The sequence below is a fragment of the Vibrio gallaecicus genome (assembly GCF_024347495.1).
Classification (GTDB): Bacteria; Pseudomonadota; Gammaproteobacteria; order Enterobacterales; family Vibrionaceae; genus Vibrio; species Vibrio gallaecicus.
Genome location: NZ_AP025490.1, coordinates 2672239 through 2691059 on the forward strand (window position 1 = coordinate 2672239; position 18821 = coordinate 2691059).

Genomic DNA, 18821 nt, shown 5'->3' on the forward strand with positions numbered 1-18821 from the left:
GATAATCTGCAATATCCTATAAAAATGCGCCTTCGCACACGCTTTAAATACCACTTACTTGTCAAAGTAAAAAAACTCGTTAATTTCGTTAAATTAGGACCCATTCATTCGATTCTTTGTACTGTTTCTCAGCTATGTGAGCCGTACTTTAAAGGGAAGTTGTACCTTATTTATGTTCAGATTCTATCGAAAACAGAAGTTTAAGCGCCTTCAAAACACCCTAATGCTTGCATTTCTTGTTCTTAGTATTACCCCTGTCACTGTCATCGCCTTCTTCTTTCTTCAATCACACAGTGCGGACCTACAAGAACAAAGTACCTCTCATTTAGTTTCAGTGCGAGATACTAAGCAGCAGCAAGTCACCGATTACTTACAAGCACAAGAGTCACAGGTCATTGGATTTGTACGCTCCGAGCTCGCCATAGCCAGTGGTGGACGTTTTTATGGATTAGTTAACGCATTTCAACGGCTTGGGCTAGATATAGATGAGGCTAGAGAAAATGCACAACAACGATACATCCAAGGTTCTGGCAACCAGATAAAAACATCAATCCTTCCTGAATCAAGCAGTTACGTTGGAAGCGAACGCTACCGTCTGCTTCATAAGCGCTACCATCAAGCCTATCTTGAATTATTAAAACGCTCTGATTTTGATGATATTTTACTTGTCGATATCAATGGTAACGTCACTTACTCCGTCTATAAGAATGACAATTACGGTACTAATTTAACAACCGGTGTATATAAAGACTCTAATTTAGGGAAAACATTTACGCGATTGAACCAAGACGTGATAAGCAAACGTAAGTCGAATGAAGACTATACGCCTATCATTGTTTCTGATTTTGAATTAGAAAATGGTAAGCAAAGTGCATGGCTCGGAGCGCCTATTATTCAACAAGGTTACCTGCACAGTTACGCAATGTTTAGGCTGCCAAACAATGGCATCACAAACCTTATCGCCGACCTCAACAAATCATCAAATATGCATTCGCTTTTAGTGGGTAGTGACCACTTACCTCGTAGTTTAGCTCATAGCCAAGAGTCGATAAATTTAAGCCTTGAGGTTGTAGATAAAGCCTTAGCCGGTGAAAATGCAGTAGGTACTTTTAATAATGCACTAGGTGAACCGACTATTGCAGCATACACCCCAATTAAGCTTAAATATGCAACCTGGGCTCTTGTGGTGGAACTACCTGAAAAAGAAGCTTTTTCTCGAATATATCAACTCGAAAAAATATTTATTATCACCATGCTTACTGCCATTATTTTGGTAGTAGTTGCTTCTCACTACCTTTCTAATTTCATTACTTCCCCACTTCTAAAGTTAACTTGGGCTGCAGAAAAAGTATCGGCTGGTGATTTGGATGAAGCAATGATCAACATGGAGCGAAAAGATGAGATTGGACGCCTTGCAGTAAGCTTTGAAAGAATGCAGCGCTCTATTCGCGAAAAAATACTCCTGATAAAAAGCCAAAACCAAGAACTTGAGGACAACTTAAAAGTCATCCAAAAACAGAATGACGACCTTCAACTTGCCAATAAGCTTAAAGATGAATTCTTAGCCACAACATCTCATGAGTTAAGAACTCCATTACACGGTATGGTCGGTATCGCTGAAGCTTTGATCTCAGGAGCAAACGGTCCTATCCCTGCGAGTCAAAAGTACCAACTCGACATTATTATTAACAGCGGACAACGCTTAACCACCTTGGTCGATGATCTTCTGGACTATCACAAGATGCGCTATGGCAGCTTAGACATCAACAAATCAGCCGTAGACCTTTCAGCAGCCACCAGCTTAGTTTTAGAACTTTCCCATCACTTATTGGGCAATAAACCAATTCGCATTATTAACCAAGTACCAAATGACCTAGCACTTGTATCATCAGATCCTCAGCGACTTGAACAGGTGATGTATAACTTAGTTGGCAACGCCATTAAATATACTACTGAAGGTAAGATTGTCATTTCAGCCAGTATTATTGATGACAACATTCGCGTGCAAGTTGTCGATACTGGGCAAGGAATTCCTGCGGAATATTTAGACCATATTTTCGAACCGCTCATTCAAGCTGGCCAAGATGCAAACCGCTATAGACAAGGTGCAGGTCTAGGATTATCAATTAGCCGCCAACTTATCGAACTAATGGGTGGCTCACTGTATGTAAGCAGCCAAACCATGGTAGGGACTACCTTTAGCTTTACCCTTCCACTTGCATCCGAAGAAGAAATAGCGGCAACTAGCCCTGCTAATCCTTTTTCCCACTTCCAAGCACCTGAAATTATTGAAAACCATCAGCTAGATGCCTGTGTCATTGATGAAAACCCTGATGGTCCGTTATTAATTATTGCCGACGACGAGCCTGTAAACCTGAGAGTTCTGGATAGCTTCTTAAAAATAGAAGGCTACAGAGTTCGTACAGCAAATGATGGCCCTGAAACTATTGAACTAATAAAGAAAGAAAAACCTGAACTTTTATTGCTCGATATCATGATGCCAGGAATGAGTGGCTATCAAGTTTGTGAAACTCTCAGAAAAGAATTCGATCACGCGCAACTGCCTATCATAATGCTCACGGCTCTAAATCAAACAGAAGACCGCGTAAGAGGTTTTGATGTTGGTGCAAATGACTACTTATCAAAACCATTTAATAAACAGGAACTTGCAGCAAGGATTACTGCACATTTATCCGCAAGCAAAGCTGAACAACGCCGAGTAGAAAATGATCAGCTGCAGCAAGAGCTGAAGCAGAGAGCATTGGTTGAAGCGAACCTGTTAGAAACACAAGGAAGGTTACTGGAACAGCTAGAGTCCGCGCCAGAGGCAATTATTTGTATTCGAGATGATAAGCACATCCGTTTCGCGAACGAAGCTGCGACCAAACTATTCAGAAGAAGCCAAGAACAACTGAAACGCTCTAGAGCTGATGAAATTATTGCGCCGAAATACTTAAATGTGGAACAGGCGCACTATTGTGGCGACATCGATATATACATAAATGATACAAGGCAGCATATATCAACGGATATTCTCAAGCTTCCACAAGGCTCAGGGTTAGATTCCATGTATATTTTCAATGTTGGAGGCGGGGTTAATTCAGCTCGAATTAATAACCTAGAGACAGCTGTAGAGGCGCTTTCTAGCTATGCATTCGAAGGGGACAAAGATAAATTACAGCAACTTAAAGAGCTTGGTGGAGAATTTACTCGCATTGCGGATAAAGCCGCTGGTGAAGGTAAAAATAAGCAAGACATCATGCGAGAAGTCTTAGTTGAAGCTATGACTAACTCACTAGATTACTGGGAATCAGTAACTGGTGAAAGTAAGTTCGCTTTTGCGGAGAAGAGCCAACTATGGCGAGTCTATCTAGATAGAAGCACTTTACAAACTAGAACACTAGATAAGTACTTGCGCGTAGAAACGCTGCCTAAGACTCCTAGATGGCGTACAGTGCTCAGTTCAATTGAATTTATTCTAGAGCACTGTAATGAACAAAGCCCTGAGCGTACCCACATCGAAGCACTTAGAGATAAGCTCCAAAAACTACTGACTAGCTAAAGTTTTTAACCACCAGAATCGATTTCAAGCCTGCGTTCCGCAGGCTTTTTTTTAGATAGAAGTTAGTGCCTTTCTTCACTGAAAGTTTATTAATGTATCAATAAACCTCAGTTATTTAACTTGGTAAATTAACATGGATTTATATGAATTTATCACCCATCAAAAAACTCTAATTTCCGTTATTTAGCTTAATAACCCTACTCATTACTCGAGTTTGCGAACTTAGTCACGACAGAACGGCAGATTTAATTTTTCAAGATAAATTAACGAAAATTCATTAAGTGACCTTGATCTACAAATACTTGCAATTACAAAAAAGCCTCAAAATACAGAGATCAACAAGTAAGTAACCACTTACAGATATAATTCACCCAACACCTTATTGCGACACATATCAACACGGCAGTTTGGCTCACTTTTCAACCAAACTTAATGTTTTTAACGAGAATAACGAGACGAGAGGTGCTTTTGACGTTTTTAACGTAAATCTAGTTTGCCAAATCTCTCCATTCGGTGTTTTCTAAGGGTGCCCAAGGCCTACAGGCCACTCTTAACGCTTCAAGAGGAAGCGAAAATCTAAGAGGTAGGCCTTAAAAAGAATGTGTCTTGTTAGATTAGATAACATTCAATCCATTAGTGAAATGAAAGCAAATAGTAAGGAACAGCTATGCTTGCCAATATAAAAAAAACAGCACTAGCAACAGCAATTATTGCAACTGCTACGACAGGTTTTGCATCAGTAGCAACCGCTGCAGAACGCAGTGAACTGACTATCCACCCGAAGGAATTTACTACTTTCGTACGTAACTTTAACCCGTACTTAGGTGCTACTAACCTTCATACAACAACTGACTTCTTATATGAGCCTCTTGTTGTATTTAACGAAATGCACGGTAACACGCCGGTTTTCCGCTTAGCTGAAAACTACAAAATGTCTGATGACTTGATGAGCGTGACTTTCGACATTCGTAAAGGTGTTAAATGGTCTGATGGCGAAACATTCTCTGCTGATGATGTTGTTTTTTCTTTCAACCTAGTAAAAAACAAGCCTGAGCTTGACCAAAGTGGTATCAACTCTTGGGTTTCTAGCGTTGAGAAACTGAACGATAACCAAGTTCGCTTCCGTCTAACTGAAGCAAACTCAAATGTGCCTTACGAAATTGCTAAAGTACCTGTAGTACCTAAGCATATTTGGAAAGACATCAAAGATCCTGCAACGTTTACTAATGAAAACCCAGTAGGTTCAGGTCCGTTCACTGAAATTGATACTTTCACAGCTCAACTTTACATTCAGTGTGAAAACCCGAATTACTGGGATGCTGATAACCTAGACGTTGACTGTTTACGTGTACCTCAAATCGCTAACAATGACCAATTCCTTGGTAAAGTTGTAAACAGCGAAATGGACTGGACGTCTTCATTCGTACCAGACATTGATCGTACATACGCTGCTGCAAGTCCTAAACACCACTACTGGTACCCGCCAGCAGGTACTCAAGCATTCGTAGTTAACTTCAAGCACCCAGACGCTGCTAAAAACGAAGCGCTAAGCAATGTTGACTTCCGTCGTGCATTCTCTATGGCTCTTGACCGTCAAACAATCATCGACATCGCATTCTACGGTGGCGGTACAGTGAATGACTTCGCATCTGGTCTAGGTTACGCATTCGAAGCATGGTCTGACGAAAAGACTCACAACAAGTACAAAGGCTTCAACACGTACAATGCTGAAGGTGCTAAAGACCTTCTAGCAAAAGCTGGCTTTAAAGATGTCAACAAAGATGGCTTTGTTGACACTCCATCTGGTAAGTCGTTCGAGCTAATGATTCAATCGCCAAACGGCTGGACTGATTTCAACAACACAGTTCAACTAGCAGTAGAGCAATTGAATGAAATCGGTATTAAAGCGAAAGCTCGTACACCTGATTTCTCTGTATACAACCAAGCGATGCTTGAGGGTACATACGACGTAGCTTACACAAACTACTTCCACGGTGCTGATCCATACACTTACTGGAACAGTGCTTACAACTCAGCACTACAATCTGGTGATGGTATGCCTCGTTTCGCGATGCACTACTATGAAAACAGCAAACTAGACGGTCTTCTAAACAGCTTCTACAAGACAGCTGATAAGAACGAACAGCTAGAAATTGCACATGGTATTCAACGTATCATCGCTGAAGATCAAGTAACAGTTCCTGTTCTATCTGGTGCTTACATGTTCCAGTACAACACAACTCGCTTTACGGGTTGGTGGAACGAAGAAAATCCAAAAGGCCGTCCAAACATTTGGGCTGGTATCCCAGAGCGTCTACTTCATGTACTGGACCTAAAACCAGTTAAATAAGTAATCGTTCAATCTTGGCGGCGTAACTTCTTACGCCGCTTATAAAAATCCCCCGCAGTCTTAATTGAATGTATGGCGCTTGTCGTCAGGGGGTTTTTCGTTCCAAATTTCGCTAGGAACGACCTGAAACCAGAAACAGGGAAACAATCTGGGTGAGTAAGGTGTGAGTTATGGGTTATTTTTTAAGACGTTTGTCATTTTATTTTGTCGCGCTGTTAGTTGCTGCGACGTTAAACTTTATTATTCCGCGAGCAATGCCTGGTGACCCAGTTACCATGATGTTTGCTAACGCTTCAGTTCAAGTAACACCAGAGCGTATCGCTGCCATGAAAGAGCTTCTTGGCTTTGTAGATGGCGGATTACTTGTTCAATACATCGCATACATGAAAAACATTCTAAGCTGGGAGCTTGGTACATCTATCCAATTTTACCCGCTTTCAGTTAATACACTTCTAGGTGGAGCATTTGGTTGGTCTCTATTCCTAGCCGGTACAGCTGTAATCTTGTCATTCTCGATCGGCTCAATACTCGGTATTTTTGCTGCTTGGCGCCGTGGTAGTAAGTACGACACATTTGTTACTCCAGGGATGCTTGTTATTCAAGCTGTTCCTCAGGTTGTTATCGCAATGCTTGCGATGTTCACTTTCGCAATCGGATTAAAATGGTTCCCGACTGGTTACGCTTATACCGCAGGTACTCTACCTGACTGGACAAGCTGGGAATTCATCAAAGATGTCTTATACCACGCAGCTCTTCCTCTATTTTGTGCTTCTGTCGTTCAAATTGGTGGCTTCTTAGTAAACATGCGTAACAACATGATCAACTTACTGGCTGAAGACTACATCACAATGGCTAAAGGTAAGGGGCTAAGTGAAAACCGAGTGGTATTCAACTACGCAGCTCGAAACGCAATGCTACCAAGTGTAACGGCTTTATCTATGTCTCTTGGTATGGCAATTGGTGGTCAGCTTATCATCGAAATCATCTTTAACTACCCAGGTCTAGGCAGCGTTCTTTTCAACGCAATCACAGCTCGTGACTACCAAGTTCTACAAGGTCAGTTACTTATCATGACGCTATTTATGCTGTTCTTTAACTTACTAGCAGACATGCTTTACGTTGTACTTGACCCTCGCCTACGTAAGGGAGGTAAATAATCATGAAAGGTATTATCAAACTAATTTGGGGAAACCCTGTAGCACTAGTTGGTGTTGTGATTCTAAGCGTATTTTTATTCATCGCTTTAGCAGCTCCACTGGTTACTAAGCACGCTCCTGATAAGCGAACGGGCAACCCACATGAATACCCAGGTTTTGTTGTTAAATCAGCACAAGCTAACCCAGATGGTTGGATTGCTACAAACCTAGCAGATGACCGACGTACACTAATCATGTCGAAAAAAGCAGACCATGTATTAGGCACTTCTCGTATGGGTCGTGATATCTGGTCACAAGTGGCTTACGGTGCACGAGTTTCTCTAGCGGTAGGTTTTGGTGCAGGTCTAACAGTTTGTTTCTTCGCAACGGTAATAGGAGTTTCCGCTGGCTACTTCGGTGGTCGTGTTGATGACATCTTAACCGCGGCAATGAACATCATGTTGGTTATCCCTCAATACCCGCTTCTATTCGTAGTAGCAGCATTTGTCGGGGAGGCTGGTCCATTAACCATTGCATTGATAATTGGGTGTACATCCTGGGCTTGGGGCGCACGTGTTGTCCGCTCACAAACCTTAGCCTTACGTGAGAAAGAATTTGTTAAAGCAGCTGAAGTTCTAGGTGAATCATCATTCCGAATTATCTTTGTGGAAATTCTTCCAAACCTAATTTCGATTGTAGGTGCGAGCTTCATTGGCTCTGTAATGTACGCAATCATGATGGAAGCAACTATCTCATTCTTAGGTCTTGGTGACCCGAATACAATTAGCTGGGGCATCATGCTGTACAACGTACAGACATCATCTTCAATGCTGATTGGCGCATGGTGGGAATTACTGGCTCCTTGTATCGCCCTGACATTCCTTGTAACAGGACTGGCGCTACTTAACTTCGCTGTTGATGAAATTGCTAACCCGCAATTACGTTCACACAAAGGTATGAAACGCTGGAAGAAACTAGCGGCACAAGACAAGTCTGAGCGTGAGCCAGAACTACCACCACAAAATGCACTTTGGAGCGGAGATAAATAATCATGTCTAATCCACTAATTTCTGTCCGCAACTTATGCGTAGACTACATTACTGAAGCTGGCGATGTCCGAGCTTGTAACAATGTTAGCTTTGATATTGCCCCTGGTGAAGTCCTAGGGCTAGCTGGAGAATCTGGATGTGGTAAATCCACTGTCGCTTTCTCTCTGATGCGCCTCCATAAGCCGCCAGCATTCATTTCAAGCGGTGAGGTTATTTTCAACGGTGAAAATATCCTGGAGTACAGCGATGACCGTATGCAAGCGTTCCGCTGGAGCGAAATGTCGATGGTTTTCCAAAGTGCGATGAATGCGCTAAACCCTGTATTGCCAATGGCTGAGCAGTTCTGTGACGTAATCATGCGCCACACGAGCATGACTCGTGAGCAAGCGCTAAAGCGTGCTGGTCAATTACTTGAAATCGTTGATATTCACCCTAGTCGATTAACCGATTACCCACACCAGTTCTCTGGTGGTATGCGTCAACGCTTGGTAATTGCCATTGCATTAGCACTGAACCCAAAACTGATCATCATGGATGAACCAACAACAGCACTAGACGTTGTAGTTCAGCGTGAGATTCTTCAAAAGATCTACGCGCTTAAAGAAGAGTTCGGTTTCTCGATTCTATTCATCACGCATGACTTGTCTCTAATGGTCGAGTTCTCTGACCGTATCGGCATCATGTATTCAGGTGAGTTAATCGAAGTGGCTAATTCACAGGATATTTTAGAAAACCCTTATCACCCGTATACCAAAGGGCTGGGAAGTTCATTCCCTCCTCTTACGGGGCCAAAAACCAAACTAGCCGGCATTCCAGGTAACCCTCTAAATTTACTAGAGATACCACAAGGCTGCCGCTTCCAAGCTCGTTGCGACCGTGTACATGAAGCATGCACCAAAGTCCCGACAACATTGCGCACTATTGACCCAGGGCACTTATCAAACTGCCATTTATACGGCGAAATAGCACATAGCAAACTATAGCTTAGCGAGAAGATAGCTTGTCCGCTGGAAACGGCGGATATAACAACTAGCGAGCATAAAGCCGCAATAGAACAAGCTTGGTAGTAATAAGGATTTCTGGAGACAATTATGAGCAAAGAATTCGGTCAATTATTGGTAGAAGGCAAGAATGTCGTAAAAGACTTCCCAATAAGCAGTACCACCATACAAACCCCTATGATGCGTGCAATCAATGACGTGTCTTTCAAAATGTATAAAAGCCGCGGTTTGGCTGTAGTTGGTGAATCCGGCTCAGGTAAATCAACAACGGCTAAAATGATTGCCAAAATGTACGCTCCATCAGGCGGAACCATTGAGTACAAAGGTCGTGATATACAAGATATTTCAAGTAGAAAAGATCTTATGCACTACCGCGAAGGTGTGCAGATGGTTTGGCAAGACCCGTTTGGCTCTCTAAACCCAACTCACAATATTTTTCACCACATTGCTCGTCCACTGCTTATCCATAAGAAAGTGACTCCGGGTAATAAGAAAGAGCTTGAAGAGCGAGTTTACGATCTTCTTGAGCAAGTTGGTCTTGTTCCGCCAAAAGAAACCGCAGAAAAGTACCCTCACCAGCTTTCTGGCGGTCAACGTCAACGTGTCAACTTGGCTCGTAACATTGCAGTCGGAGCTGAGGTTGTTTTAGCGGATGAACCGACATCAATGCTAGATGTATCGATTCGAGCTGGTGTTTTAAACTTAATGGAAGAAATGAAGTTTGAGAAACAAATGTCTCTGCTTTATATCACTCACGACATCGCAACGGCACGTTACATTGCTGAAGACCTTTCAGTTATGTATGTCGGTCACATGGTTGAATGGGGCGATACTGATGACGTCATCGCTAATCCACAACACCCATACACTCAACTTCTTGTTTCAGCAGTGCCAGATCCTAAAAAGTCGATCCATGAAAAACTTGCAGGTAACAAAGGTGAAATTCCTCTTTGGACACCAGAATCAGCAGGTTGTCCTTTCGCAGGTCGTTGTACTCAAGTCATGGATAAATGTAAAGAACGCTTACCAGGTGTCACTCAATTAGCTGATAACCACTTTGTACGCTGCTACTTGCACGAAAGCTAACATTAAATCCAGTTAGGGCTTAACCGCCCTAACTATTTGTATCCAAAATAAAAGTACCTAGCCAAAAGAAACTAGGACTGTCGGAGAATATTGATGCAGTTACTCACTAACCATATTGGCTATGAATCTAGCGGCTTTAAACAAGCGATTCTACAAACCCAAAAAGAGCGCTTATCAAGCCATTCAGTATTGCTCGTATGTGCTGATGACCACGTGACTGTAGACACTTTTGAATTGGTTAAAAGTGGTCAGGTTGCTAATTGGCATCAAGGGCAGTTTTATACCATAGATTTTACCGCTATTTCTAAGATTGGCCGCTATTACCTACGTTTCGATAATTTACGTTCTGAAGTGTTTTCTATTAGTGAAAACTTGCTTATCGACTCGACATTCTCTGATGTTCTACATTATTTCAAATCACAGCGATGCGGTGGGATCTTTGATAAAAAAGATCAGCACGCCAAACTGCTGAATTCGGACACTCACGTTGATGTACGTGGAGGTTGGTATGACGCATCCGGTGATGTGAGTAAATATTTCAGCCATTTATCTTACGCGAACTATCTAAACCCGCAGCAGATTCCAATGGTTGTTTGGAATATGTTGAAGAGTTTAACACTTACAAGTGAACACACTCTTTTTCCGAAATTTTCCACAACTCGCCTAACCGAAGAAGCACTTTTCGGTGCTGACTTTTTAGTCAGAATGCAAAGCCCAGATGGCTACTTTTACATGACTGTTTTTGATAAGTGGAGCAAAGATATCGAACAAAGAGATATCTGCGCATATGCGACTCAAGAAGGTCATAAAACAGATGATTACCAATCAGGGTTTCGCCAAGGCGCTGGTGTTGCAATTGCAGCTTTAGCATCTGCATCGGCTTTAGAAGTGTCTGGTGAATTCTCCAGCCTAGAATACCTAGACGCTGCAGAACGTGGTTACTGCCACCTGAAAGAGTACAACCTTCAGTATTTAAATGATGGTGTAGAAAACATCATTGATGAGTATTGCGCACTGCTGGCTTCCACAGAACTTCATCGCGTAACTGAAAAGGAAGAATACCTTTTAGAAGCAAGAGTTTGGGCTAAACGCTTAATAAACCGTCAAATGACAGACCGTAATTTCAATCACTTCTGGTCAGCAAACTCAGACGGTAGTCGCCCTTATTTCCACGCTGCAGAAGCGGGTCTACCTGTCATATCTTTATGCGAATTTGTCTCTATCGAAACCGATACAGAGTCCAAACAAGAAGCTATAAATGCCATTGAAAATGCATGCCATTTTGAAGTGTCAATTACCGATGCTGTAACGAATCCATTTGGCTACCCAAGACAATACGTCAAATCAGTTAATAGTGAAAAGAGAGACGCTTTCTTTGTCGCGCAAGACAATGAAACAGGCTATTGGTGGCAAGGTGAAAATGCACGTTTAGGGTCATTATCCTCTATGGCTTACCTAGCTCAACCACACATCCAAGATCCAAAATTGAAACAGCGTTTATCTAAATTAGCGCAAAACAGCTTAGATTGGATTTTAGGTCTTAATCCGTACCACATGTGCATGTTAGACGGTCATGGACATAATAACCCTGACTACCTGCCTAAGCTTGGTTTTTTCAATGCTAAAGGCGGTGTTTGTAACGGTATTACTGCTGGGTTCGACGACGAACAAGACATTGCATTTAACCCTCCTGGTCAAAAAGATGACATGCTTCAAAACTGGCGCTGGGGTGAGCAATGGATCCCTCATGGGGCTTGGTTCTTACTTGCAACTGCGTGTCAGTTTAACCACCTAACATCGAACAATCTCATTTCAAATAAGGAGCTATAACCATGACTCTTTACTATGTAGGAATAGATGGCGGTGGTACCTCCTGCCGAGCTCGAATCAGAGACAACAATGGCATATTAATTGGTGAAGCAAAGAGTGGCAGTGCCAATATTTTACTTGGTGTTGAAGTCGCGATGGCATCTTTAACGTCAGCCATTACTGACGCAGCAACGAAAGGTGGGCTTACACTTAGCGATTTTTCTAATATGCATGTCGGTCTTGCTTTAGCTGGAGCAGAACAAAAGTCTGCATGGATTGACTTTATGAAGCTAGAGCACCCATTCGCAAGCATGACTCTTAATACGGATGCTTATGGCGCGTGTATTGGTGCACATAACGGCAGCGATGGCGCAATCATGATCGGTGGAACTGGTTCTTGTGGAATCTATCTTCAAGGTAAGACACAACATGTTGTTGGTGGGCGTGAGTTCCCAATATCAGACCAAGGTGGTGGCGCAGTGATGGGACTACGCCTTATCCAACAAGTACTACTGGCTGAAGATGGTATTCGTGAGAAAACCGCGCTCTCATTACATGTTATGAATCACTTCAATAACAACATTGATGAGATCGTATCCTGGTCTAAAACTGCCATTCCAAAAGACTACGGTCAGTTCTCTCCTGTCATTTTTCAACTAGCAAATGAAGGTGATGAACTTGCCATTGAAATGCTCAAACAAACCGCCGCTGACATTGAAATGTTTATCCTCGCCTTACACCGAAAGGGGGCACAAAAAGTATGCCTGATGGGCAGTATCGCTGAACGCATTCTAGATTGGTTATCGCCTCCTGTTCAGCAATGGATCGTACAACCTCAATTTGACGCTATCGAAGGCGCATTGATGTTTGCCGGTAAACCCGAACACAACTTGTATTAACAAGCTATACAAGGAAGGATTATGACATACCGCATCGACTTAGCTGTTTTATCTGAACAAAAGCAAACGTGCCGCTTTGGTTTAACTGTGCACAACTTAAGTGATATGGATGTGACTGACTGGTCACTGCATTTCGCTTTCGATCGTTTCATTCTTCCTGAAAGCCTTTCTCAAGGCACTCTCAAACAAGTAGGAAGTTTTTGCTCTTTCACGCCAGATACTACCCAACTGAAGGCGAACAACCATTTCTATTTTGAATTTAGTATCCAGAGTGCCCCATTTAGATTCTATTCTGATGGCTTAAACGAAGCATTTATTCAATCTCAAGTACAGGGTGAGACTCAGGTATTACCTATCACTATATCGCCAATTGTTCTCGCCTCTCCATATAGAGAGTGCAGCACTATTGAGGATGTAGAAAGTGCTCAAATTGCAATAATTCCACAACCAAATTCTTTAACACAAGAGTCAGGTTCTTTTAGCTTAACTCCTGCCTCGGGCTTATTAGTTAAAACCACACTGGCAACGAACGCGGTCACTTGGCTGACACAAGAGCTCAATGATTGCTTTGGTTTACACGTTAATGAATCGGCATCTGGTTCTATTACTTTTTCAAGTAATCCAATATTAGATGATGGTGAATACAAACTTTCAGTGACCACTGACGGTGTATGTATAGAATCAGGAAGCCAATCAGGCTTTACTCATGCGGTCGCAAGTTTCATTCAATTAATCGAAGCTAAACAAGATTCAACCTTCTCAGTTACTAACTGCAAAATTGTAGATGAACCTAGATTTAAATATCGCGGAATGATGCTCGATTGTGCGAGACATTTTCACTCCGTCGAACAAGTAAAACGTCTCATTAACCAACTTGCGTATTACAAATTCAATGTTTTCCATTGGCACCTAACCGATGACGAAGGGTGGAGAATTGAAATAAAAGCACTGCCAGAGTTGACTGAAATTGGTGCATGGCGTGGCATAAAACATGCTATCGAGCCTCAATATACGCATTTATCTGAAACCTATGGCGGGTATTACACTCAAGAAGAAATAAAAGATGTGATTGCTTTTGCTGAGCAGCGAAGCATTACCATTATCCCTGAAATTGATATTCCTGGTCACTGTCGTGCAGCCATAAAATCTCTGCCACATATGTTGGTTGAAGATGCGGATACCACTCAATACAAAAGTATTCAGCACTACACCGATAATGTCCTAAACCCGGGGCTAGCAGGTACGTACCAATTCCTTGATACGGTCATTGAGGAAGTAGCAGCACTCTTCCCTAGTGAACTTATCCATATGGGCGCTGACGAAGTGCCTCATGGCGTGTGGAGCGAAAGCCCAGCAGCGCAGTCAGTTATGCAAAAATATGGTTACCAAGATAGCAAGGATCTTCAAGGTCACTTGTTCCGCTATGCCGAAGATAAGTTAAAACAACTAGGCAAGCGAATGGTTGGCTGGGAAGAAGCGCAGCATGGCAATAAAGTAAGTAAAGAAACAATCATTTATTCATGGCTAAGCGAAGAAGCAGCGGTGAATTGCGCACGACAAGGGTTTGATGTGGTTCTGCAACCAGGTCAATACACTTATTTAGACATGACTCAAGATTACTCTCCAGAAGAACCAGGCGTTGACTGGGCGTCTGTCATCCCATTAGAGCAAGCCTATAACTACGAAGCTTTATCAGATATTCCAGAAACAGATCCAATTAGAAAGCGCATTCGTGGAATTCAATGTGCTTTGTGGTGTGAAATTATTACGAATCAAGAGCGTATGGATTACATGATCCATCCACGATTAGGAGCATTAGCCGAAGGCTGTTGGACCTATAAAAACAACCGAGATTGGTTGAATTACCTATCTCGATTAAAAGGGCATTTGCCTCTATTGGACCGTCTCAAAGTTCAATACCGCAACCCTTGGAAATAACGGAAAGCTGAAGACGGTATTACCGCCTCACAGCACAATAGAATCAATATTAGTACGATCAACTGCAAGAAGTGCAGTTTGTTAAAAAGGATATAACAATGAAATACGGCTATTTCGATAACGATAATCGCGAATACGTCATCACTCAACCAGACGTACCTGCGCCATGGACAAATTACTTAGGAACGGAGAAGTTCTGTACTGTAATTTCACATAATGCTGGCGGTTATTCATTCTACAACTCGCCTGAATATAACCGTGTTACTAAGTTTCGCCCTAACGGTACATTCGACCGTCCTGGGCATTATGTCTACCTTCGTGATGACGAAACTGGTGACTACTGGTCAATATCATGGCAACCAGTAGCAAAAAGTTTGGATGAAGCTAATTACGAAGTTCGACATGGCTTGTCTTACTCCAAATTTAAGTGTGAATACAGCGGCATTACGGCAACTAAGACACTATTCATTCCAAAAGGTGAAGATGCTGAAGTATGGGATGTAGTGCTTAAAAACAACACTGACAAGCCACGTACAATTAGTACTTTCTCATTCGTTGAGTTTTCATTCAGCCACATTCAATCAGATAACCAAAACCATCAAATGTCTTTGTACTCTGCTGGAACTGAATACAAAAATGGTGTGCTTGAATACGATCTTTACTACAACACCAATGACTTTGAAGGTTTCTACTACTTAGCTTCTACTTTTGATCCTGATAGCTACGATGGGCAGCGTGATAATTTCTTAGGCTTGTACCGTGATGAAGCAAACCCAATTGCCGTTGAACAAGGCAAATGTACGAACAGTGCTCAAACCTGTTACAACCACTGTGGTTCTCTGCACAAACAGTTTGTCATCCAGCCAGGTGAAGAAGTTCGTTTCGCTTATGTGCTAGGCATAGGTAAAGGCAATGGCGAGCGTTTGCGTGAGAAGTACCAAGATCTTGCTAATGTTGATGCAGCATTCCAAGGCATTAAAGATCACTGGAATGAACGCTGTGAGAAATTCCAAGTAAAATCGCCAAACGAAGGTTTGGATACCATGATCAATACATGGACGCTTTACCAAGCTGAAACCTGTGTGGTTTGGTCTCGATTTGCTTCTTTCATCGAAGTGGGTGGTCGTACAGGTTTAGGTTACCGTGATACTGCGCAAGACGCGATTTCGGTCCCTCATGCAAACCCAGAAATGACTCGTAAGCGTATTGTTGATTTACTCCGTGGACAGGTAAAAGCTGGCTACGGGTTACACCTGTTTGATCCTGATTGGTTTGATCCAGAAAAAGCAGACGTTGAACCATCTAAGTCACCAACCGTTGTACCTACACCATCTGATGATGACAAAATTCATGGCATTGATGATACGTGTTCTGATGATCACCTATGGATCGTTCCAACCATCATTAAATATGTGGTTGAGACAGGCGAACATAGCTTCTTCGATGAAGTGATTCCTTACGCTGATTCAGGTGAAGCAACTGTCTATGAACATATGAAAGCTGCGCTTAATTTCTCAGCAGAATATGTTGGTCAAACAGGAATCTGTAAAGGTCTTCGAGCAGACTGGAATGACTGTCTGAACCTAGGTGGTGGCGAGTCCTCTATGGTGTCTTTCCTGCATTTTTGGGCACTTCAAGAGTTCCTAGATCTAGCTAAGTTCCGTAAGAACACCGCTGATGTAGAAAAATACACAGAAATGGCAGCAAACGTTCGTGAAGCTTGTGAATCACACCTTTGGGATGATGAAGGTGGTTGGTACATCCGTGGCTTAACGAAAAATGGTGAAAAGATTGGTACTGCTCAACAAGCAGAAGGTCGAGTACACCTAGAGTCAAATACCCTAGCTGTTCTTTCTGGAGCGGTTTCTCAAGAGCGTGGTGAAAAAGCAATGGATGCGGTGGATGAGAATTTATTCTCAGAATACGGTTTACACCTAAATTCACCATCATTCGCTACACCAAATGACGACATTGGTTTCGTGACTCGAGTTTACCAAGGCGTAAAAGAAAATGGAGCAATCTTCTCGCATCCAAACCCTTGGGCATGGGTTGCAGAAGCAAAACTTGGTCGTGGTGACAGAGCAATGAAGTTCTACGATGCTCTTAACCCTTACAACCAAAATGACATGATCGAAACACGTTACGCAGAACCATACTCCTACGTGCAATTCATCATGGGTAAAGATCACCAAGACCATGGTAGAGCTAATCACCCTTGGTTAACTGGTACATCAGGCTGGGCTTACTTTGCCGTAACTAACTTCATTTTAGGTGTTCGTACTGGCTTTGATGGTTTAACCATCGATCCTTGTATTCCAACAGATTGGCCTGAATTTGAAGTATCACGTCAATGGCGAGGAGCAACCTATAACATCACGGTCCAAAACCCAAATTCAGTCAGCAAAGGCGTTAAAACCATTACGGTTAATGGCGAAGCGGTTGAAGGCACGGTTCCTGTCCTTGAAGAAGGCAGCGTAAACGAAGTGATTGTCGTTTTAGGTTAATTATCACGGTATGGCAGCTTCACCAGTGGAGCTGCTACTTAAAAGTGATTTCCAAAAGGATTTTATAATGATCAAATTTGGTACTGGTGGCTGGCGCGCATTCATAGGTGAAGAATTCACTCGTGATAACGTACGTTTAGTTGCTCAAGCTCTTGCTAATATCATCAATAACGAAAATGCCGCTAATAACGGGTTTGTTATTGGCTATGACCGACGTTTTTTATCTGATAAAGCCGCTTGTTGGTTTGCTGAAGTACTAGCAGCAAATGAAATACCGGTCAGCTTTATTGATAAGTTTGTTCCAACGCCAATCGTAATGTTTAAAGCAAAAGAGATGGGATGCATTTATTCAGCATGCATTACTGCTTCCCATAACCCAGCAGACTACAATGGTATCAAAATCTTCATCGAAGGTGGACGTGATGCTGATGAGATCATCACAGAAAAGATTGAGCAGCAGATAGCAAACCTTACTCAAGAAGATGTAGTTAGGGTCGATTTTGAACAAGCGCTGAATGATAAAACCATTCAAGTGATCAACCCAATGAATGAATTTGTCGATTCAATCATTAACTTCATCGATATTGATGCAATAAAAAAAGCAAACCTTCGCGTGCTCATCGACCCTATGTTTGGCGTAGCAAAAAATGCCCTTCAGACAGTATTGATCAATGGTCGCTGTGATGTTGATGTGATTAACGATGGCAAAAACCCAGACTTTGGTGGCTTAATGCCATCACCCAATGCATCTACTTTATATCGACTGAAACACCTTGTAGCGGCTGAAGGTTACGATATAGGCATTGGTACGGATGGTGATGCGGACCGCCTTGGTATCATTGATGAAAAAGGTAACTTCATTCACCCAAATGAAGTACTACTACTTCTATATTACTACTTGCTGGAATACAAAGGCTGGAAAGGTTCCGTTGTTCGGAATATCGCCACCACACACCTTCTAGATAAAGTTGCAGCAGATCATGGTGAGAAGAGCTTTGAGGTACCAGTAGGCTTTAAGCATATTAGCTCCCAAATGGAAGCAGATGACTCCCTACTTGGTGGCGAAAGTTCAGGTGGACTTACCATTCGAGGTCATATCAAAGGTAAAGATGGAGTGTTTGCATCAAGCCTACTTGTTGAAATGATCAGCGTGACAGGTAAAAAACTCTCTGAAATGCTGGATGAAATCTATTCGAAATATGGCTATGCCTATACAGCAGAAGGCGATTGTACGTTCAAGCCCTCTCAAAAAGAGCAGCTTTACACACGCATTTACGTAGAAAAGCAATTGCCAGAATTTGAATATGAGATTGAAAAAGTCAGCTATGAAGATGGGGCTAAAGTGTACTTTAAAAATGGAGGATGGGTAATTGCTCGCTTCTCAGGCACAGAACCACTTTTAAGAATTTTTGCTGAAATGGAAAACCAAGAAACTGCCGAGCGAGTTCTTCTGCAGGTTAAAGAGTTCCTATCACTTTAAGTACTTC

General features: G+C 42.3%; 11 protein-coding genes. All 11 read left to right on the top strand.

Annotation, left to right across the window (positions count from 1 at the left end; translation table 11 throughout):
• The first annotated feature begins 172 nt into the window (after nt 1–172).
• The 11 genes from OCU78_RS11560 to OCU78_RS11610 all read left to right on the top strand — a co-directional run bounded on the left by OCU78_RS11560 (nt 173) and on the right by OCU78_RS11610 (nt 18814).
• Nucleotides 173–3562, top strand: a complete 3390-nt coding sequence (locus tag OCU78_RS11560; RefSeq protein ID WP_137373422.1) for a response regulator — start codon at nt 173–175, stop codon at nt 3560–3562.
• A 667-nt stretch (nt 3563–4229) separates the two neighbouring features.
• On the top strand, nt 4230–5912 hold the full coding sequence (locus OCU78_RS11565) for an ABC transporter substrate-binding protein (RefSeq protein WP_137373421.1): 1683 nt from the start codon (nt 4230–4232) through the stop codon (nt 5910–5912).
• Between the two features lie 170 nt (nt 5913–6082).
• Nucleotides 6083–7069 carry an ABC transporter permease gene (locus OCU78_RS11570; protein ID WP_137373420.1) on the top strand — a complete coding sequence of 329 codons (987 nt, stop codon included), beginning with the start codon at nt 6083–6085 and terminating at the stop codon, nt 7067–7069.
• Nucleotides 7070–7071: 2 nt separating this feature from the next.
• On the top strand, nt 7072–8097 hold the full coding sequence (locus OCU78_RS11575; protein WP_137373419.1) for an ABC transporter permease: 1026 nt from the start codon (nt 7072–7074) through the stop codon (nt 8095–8097).
• Nucleotides 8098–8099: 2 nt separating this feature from the next.
• Nucleotides 8100–9080, top strand: a complete 981-nt coding sequence (locus tag OCU78_RS11580) for an ABC transporter ATP-binding protein (RefSeq protein WP_137373418.1) — start codon at nt 8100–8102, stop codon at nt 9078–9080.
• Between the two features lie 108 nt (nt 9081–9188).
• Complete coding sequence (locus OCU78_RS11585; RefSeq protein ID WP_137373417.1) at nt 9189–10184, top strand: ABC transporter ATP-binding protein; 996 nt, start codon at nt 9189–9191, stop codon at nt 10182–10184.
• A 93-nt stretch (nt 10185–10277) separates the two neighbouring features.
• Nucleotides 10278–12014 (top strand): glycoside hydrolase family 9 protein, encoded by a 1737-nt coding sequence (locus OCU78_RS11590; protein WP_137373416.1) that lies wholly within the window; start codon nt 10278–10280, stop codon nt 12012–12014.
• A gap of 2 nt (nt 12015–12016) precedes the next feature.
• Entirely contained in the window at nt 12017–12892 is an 876-nt protein-coding gene (locus OCU78_RS11595; RefSeq protein WP_137373415.1) for an N-acetylglucosamine kinase, read from the top strand.
• A 21-nt stretch (nt 12893–12913) separates the two neighbouring features.
• Nucleotides 12914–14830, top strand: a complete 1917-nt coding sequence (locus tag OCU78_RS11600) for a beta-N-acetylhexosaminidase (RefSeq protein ID WP_137373414.1) — start codon at nt 12914–12916, stop codon at nt 14828–14830.
• A 98-nt stretch (nt 14831–14928) separates the two neighbouring features.
• Nucleotides 14929–17334: a GH36-type glycosyl hydrolase domain-containing protein gene (locus tag OCU78_RS11605; protein WP_137373413.1), complete on the top strand. Its 2406-nt coding sequence runs from the start codon at nt 14929–14931 to the stop codon at nt 17332–17334.
• A 67-nt stretch (nt 17335–17401) separates the two neighbouring features.
• The gene (locus tag OCU78_RS11610) at nt 17402–18814 is read left to right on the top strand and encodes a phosphoglucomutase/phosphomannomutase family protein (protein ID WP_137373412.1); all 1413 of its coding nucleotides are present in this window, start codon (nt 17402–17404) and stop codon (nt 18812–18814) included.
• The last annotated feature ends 7 nt before the right edge of the window (nt 18815–18821 follow it).

What these genes read in the sequence shown, in the direction of transcription:
- OCU78_RS11560 (WP_137373422.1), top strand. Translation starts at nt 173, where the DNA reads ATGTTCAGATTCTATCGAAAACAGAAGTTTAAGCGCCTTCAAAACACC.
- OCU78_RS11565 (WP_137373421.1), top strand. Translation starts at nt 4,230, where the DNA reads ATGCTTGCCAATATAAAAAAAACAGCACTAGCAACAGCAATTATTGCA.
- OCU78_RS11570 (WP_137373420.1), top strand. Translation starts at nt 6,083, where the DNA reads ATGGGTTATTTTTTAAGACGTTTGTCATTTTATTTTGTCGCGCTGTTA.
- OCU78_RS11575 (WP_137373419.1), top strand. Translation starts at nt 7,072, where the DNA reads ATGAAAGGTATTATCAAACTAATTTGGGGAAACCCTGTAGCACTAGTT.
- OCU78_RS11580 (WP_137373418.1), top strand. Translation starts at nt 8,100, where the DNA reads ATGTCTAATCCACTAATTTCTGTCCGCAACTTATGCGTAGACTACATT.
- OCU78_RS11585 (WP_137373417.1), top strand. Translation starts at nt 9,189, where the DNA reads ATGAGCAAAGAATTCGGTCAATTATTGGTAGAAGGCAAGAATGTCGTA.
- OCU78_RS11590 (WP_137373416.1), top strand. Translation starts at nt 10,278, where the DNA reads ATGCAGTTACTCACTAACCATATTGGCTATGAATCTAGCGGCTTTAAA.
- OCU78_RS11595 (WP_137373415.1), top strand. Translation starts at nt 12,017, where the DNA reads ATGACTCTTTACTATGTAGGAATAGATGGCGGTGGTACCTCCTGCCGA.
- OCU78_RS11600 (WP_137373414.1), top strand. Translation starts at nt 12,914, where the DNA reads ATGACATACCGCATCGACTTAGCTGTTTTATCTGAACAAAAGCAAACG.
- OCU78_RS11605 (WP_137373413.1), top strand. Translation starts at nt 14,929, where the DNA reads ATGAAATACGGCTATTTCGATAACGATAATCGCGAATACGTCATCACT.
- OCU78_RS11610 (WP_137373412.1), top strand. Translation starts at nt 17,402, where the DNA reads ATGATCAAATTTGGTACTGGTGGCTGGCGCGCATTCATAGGTGAAGAA.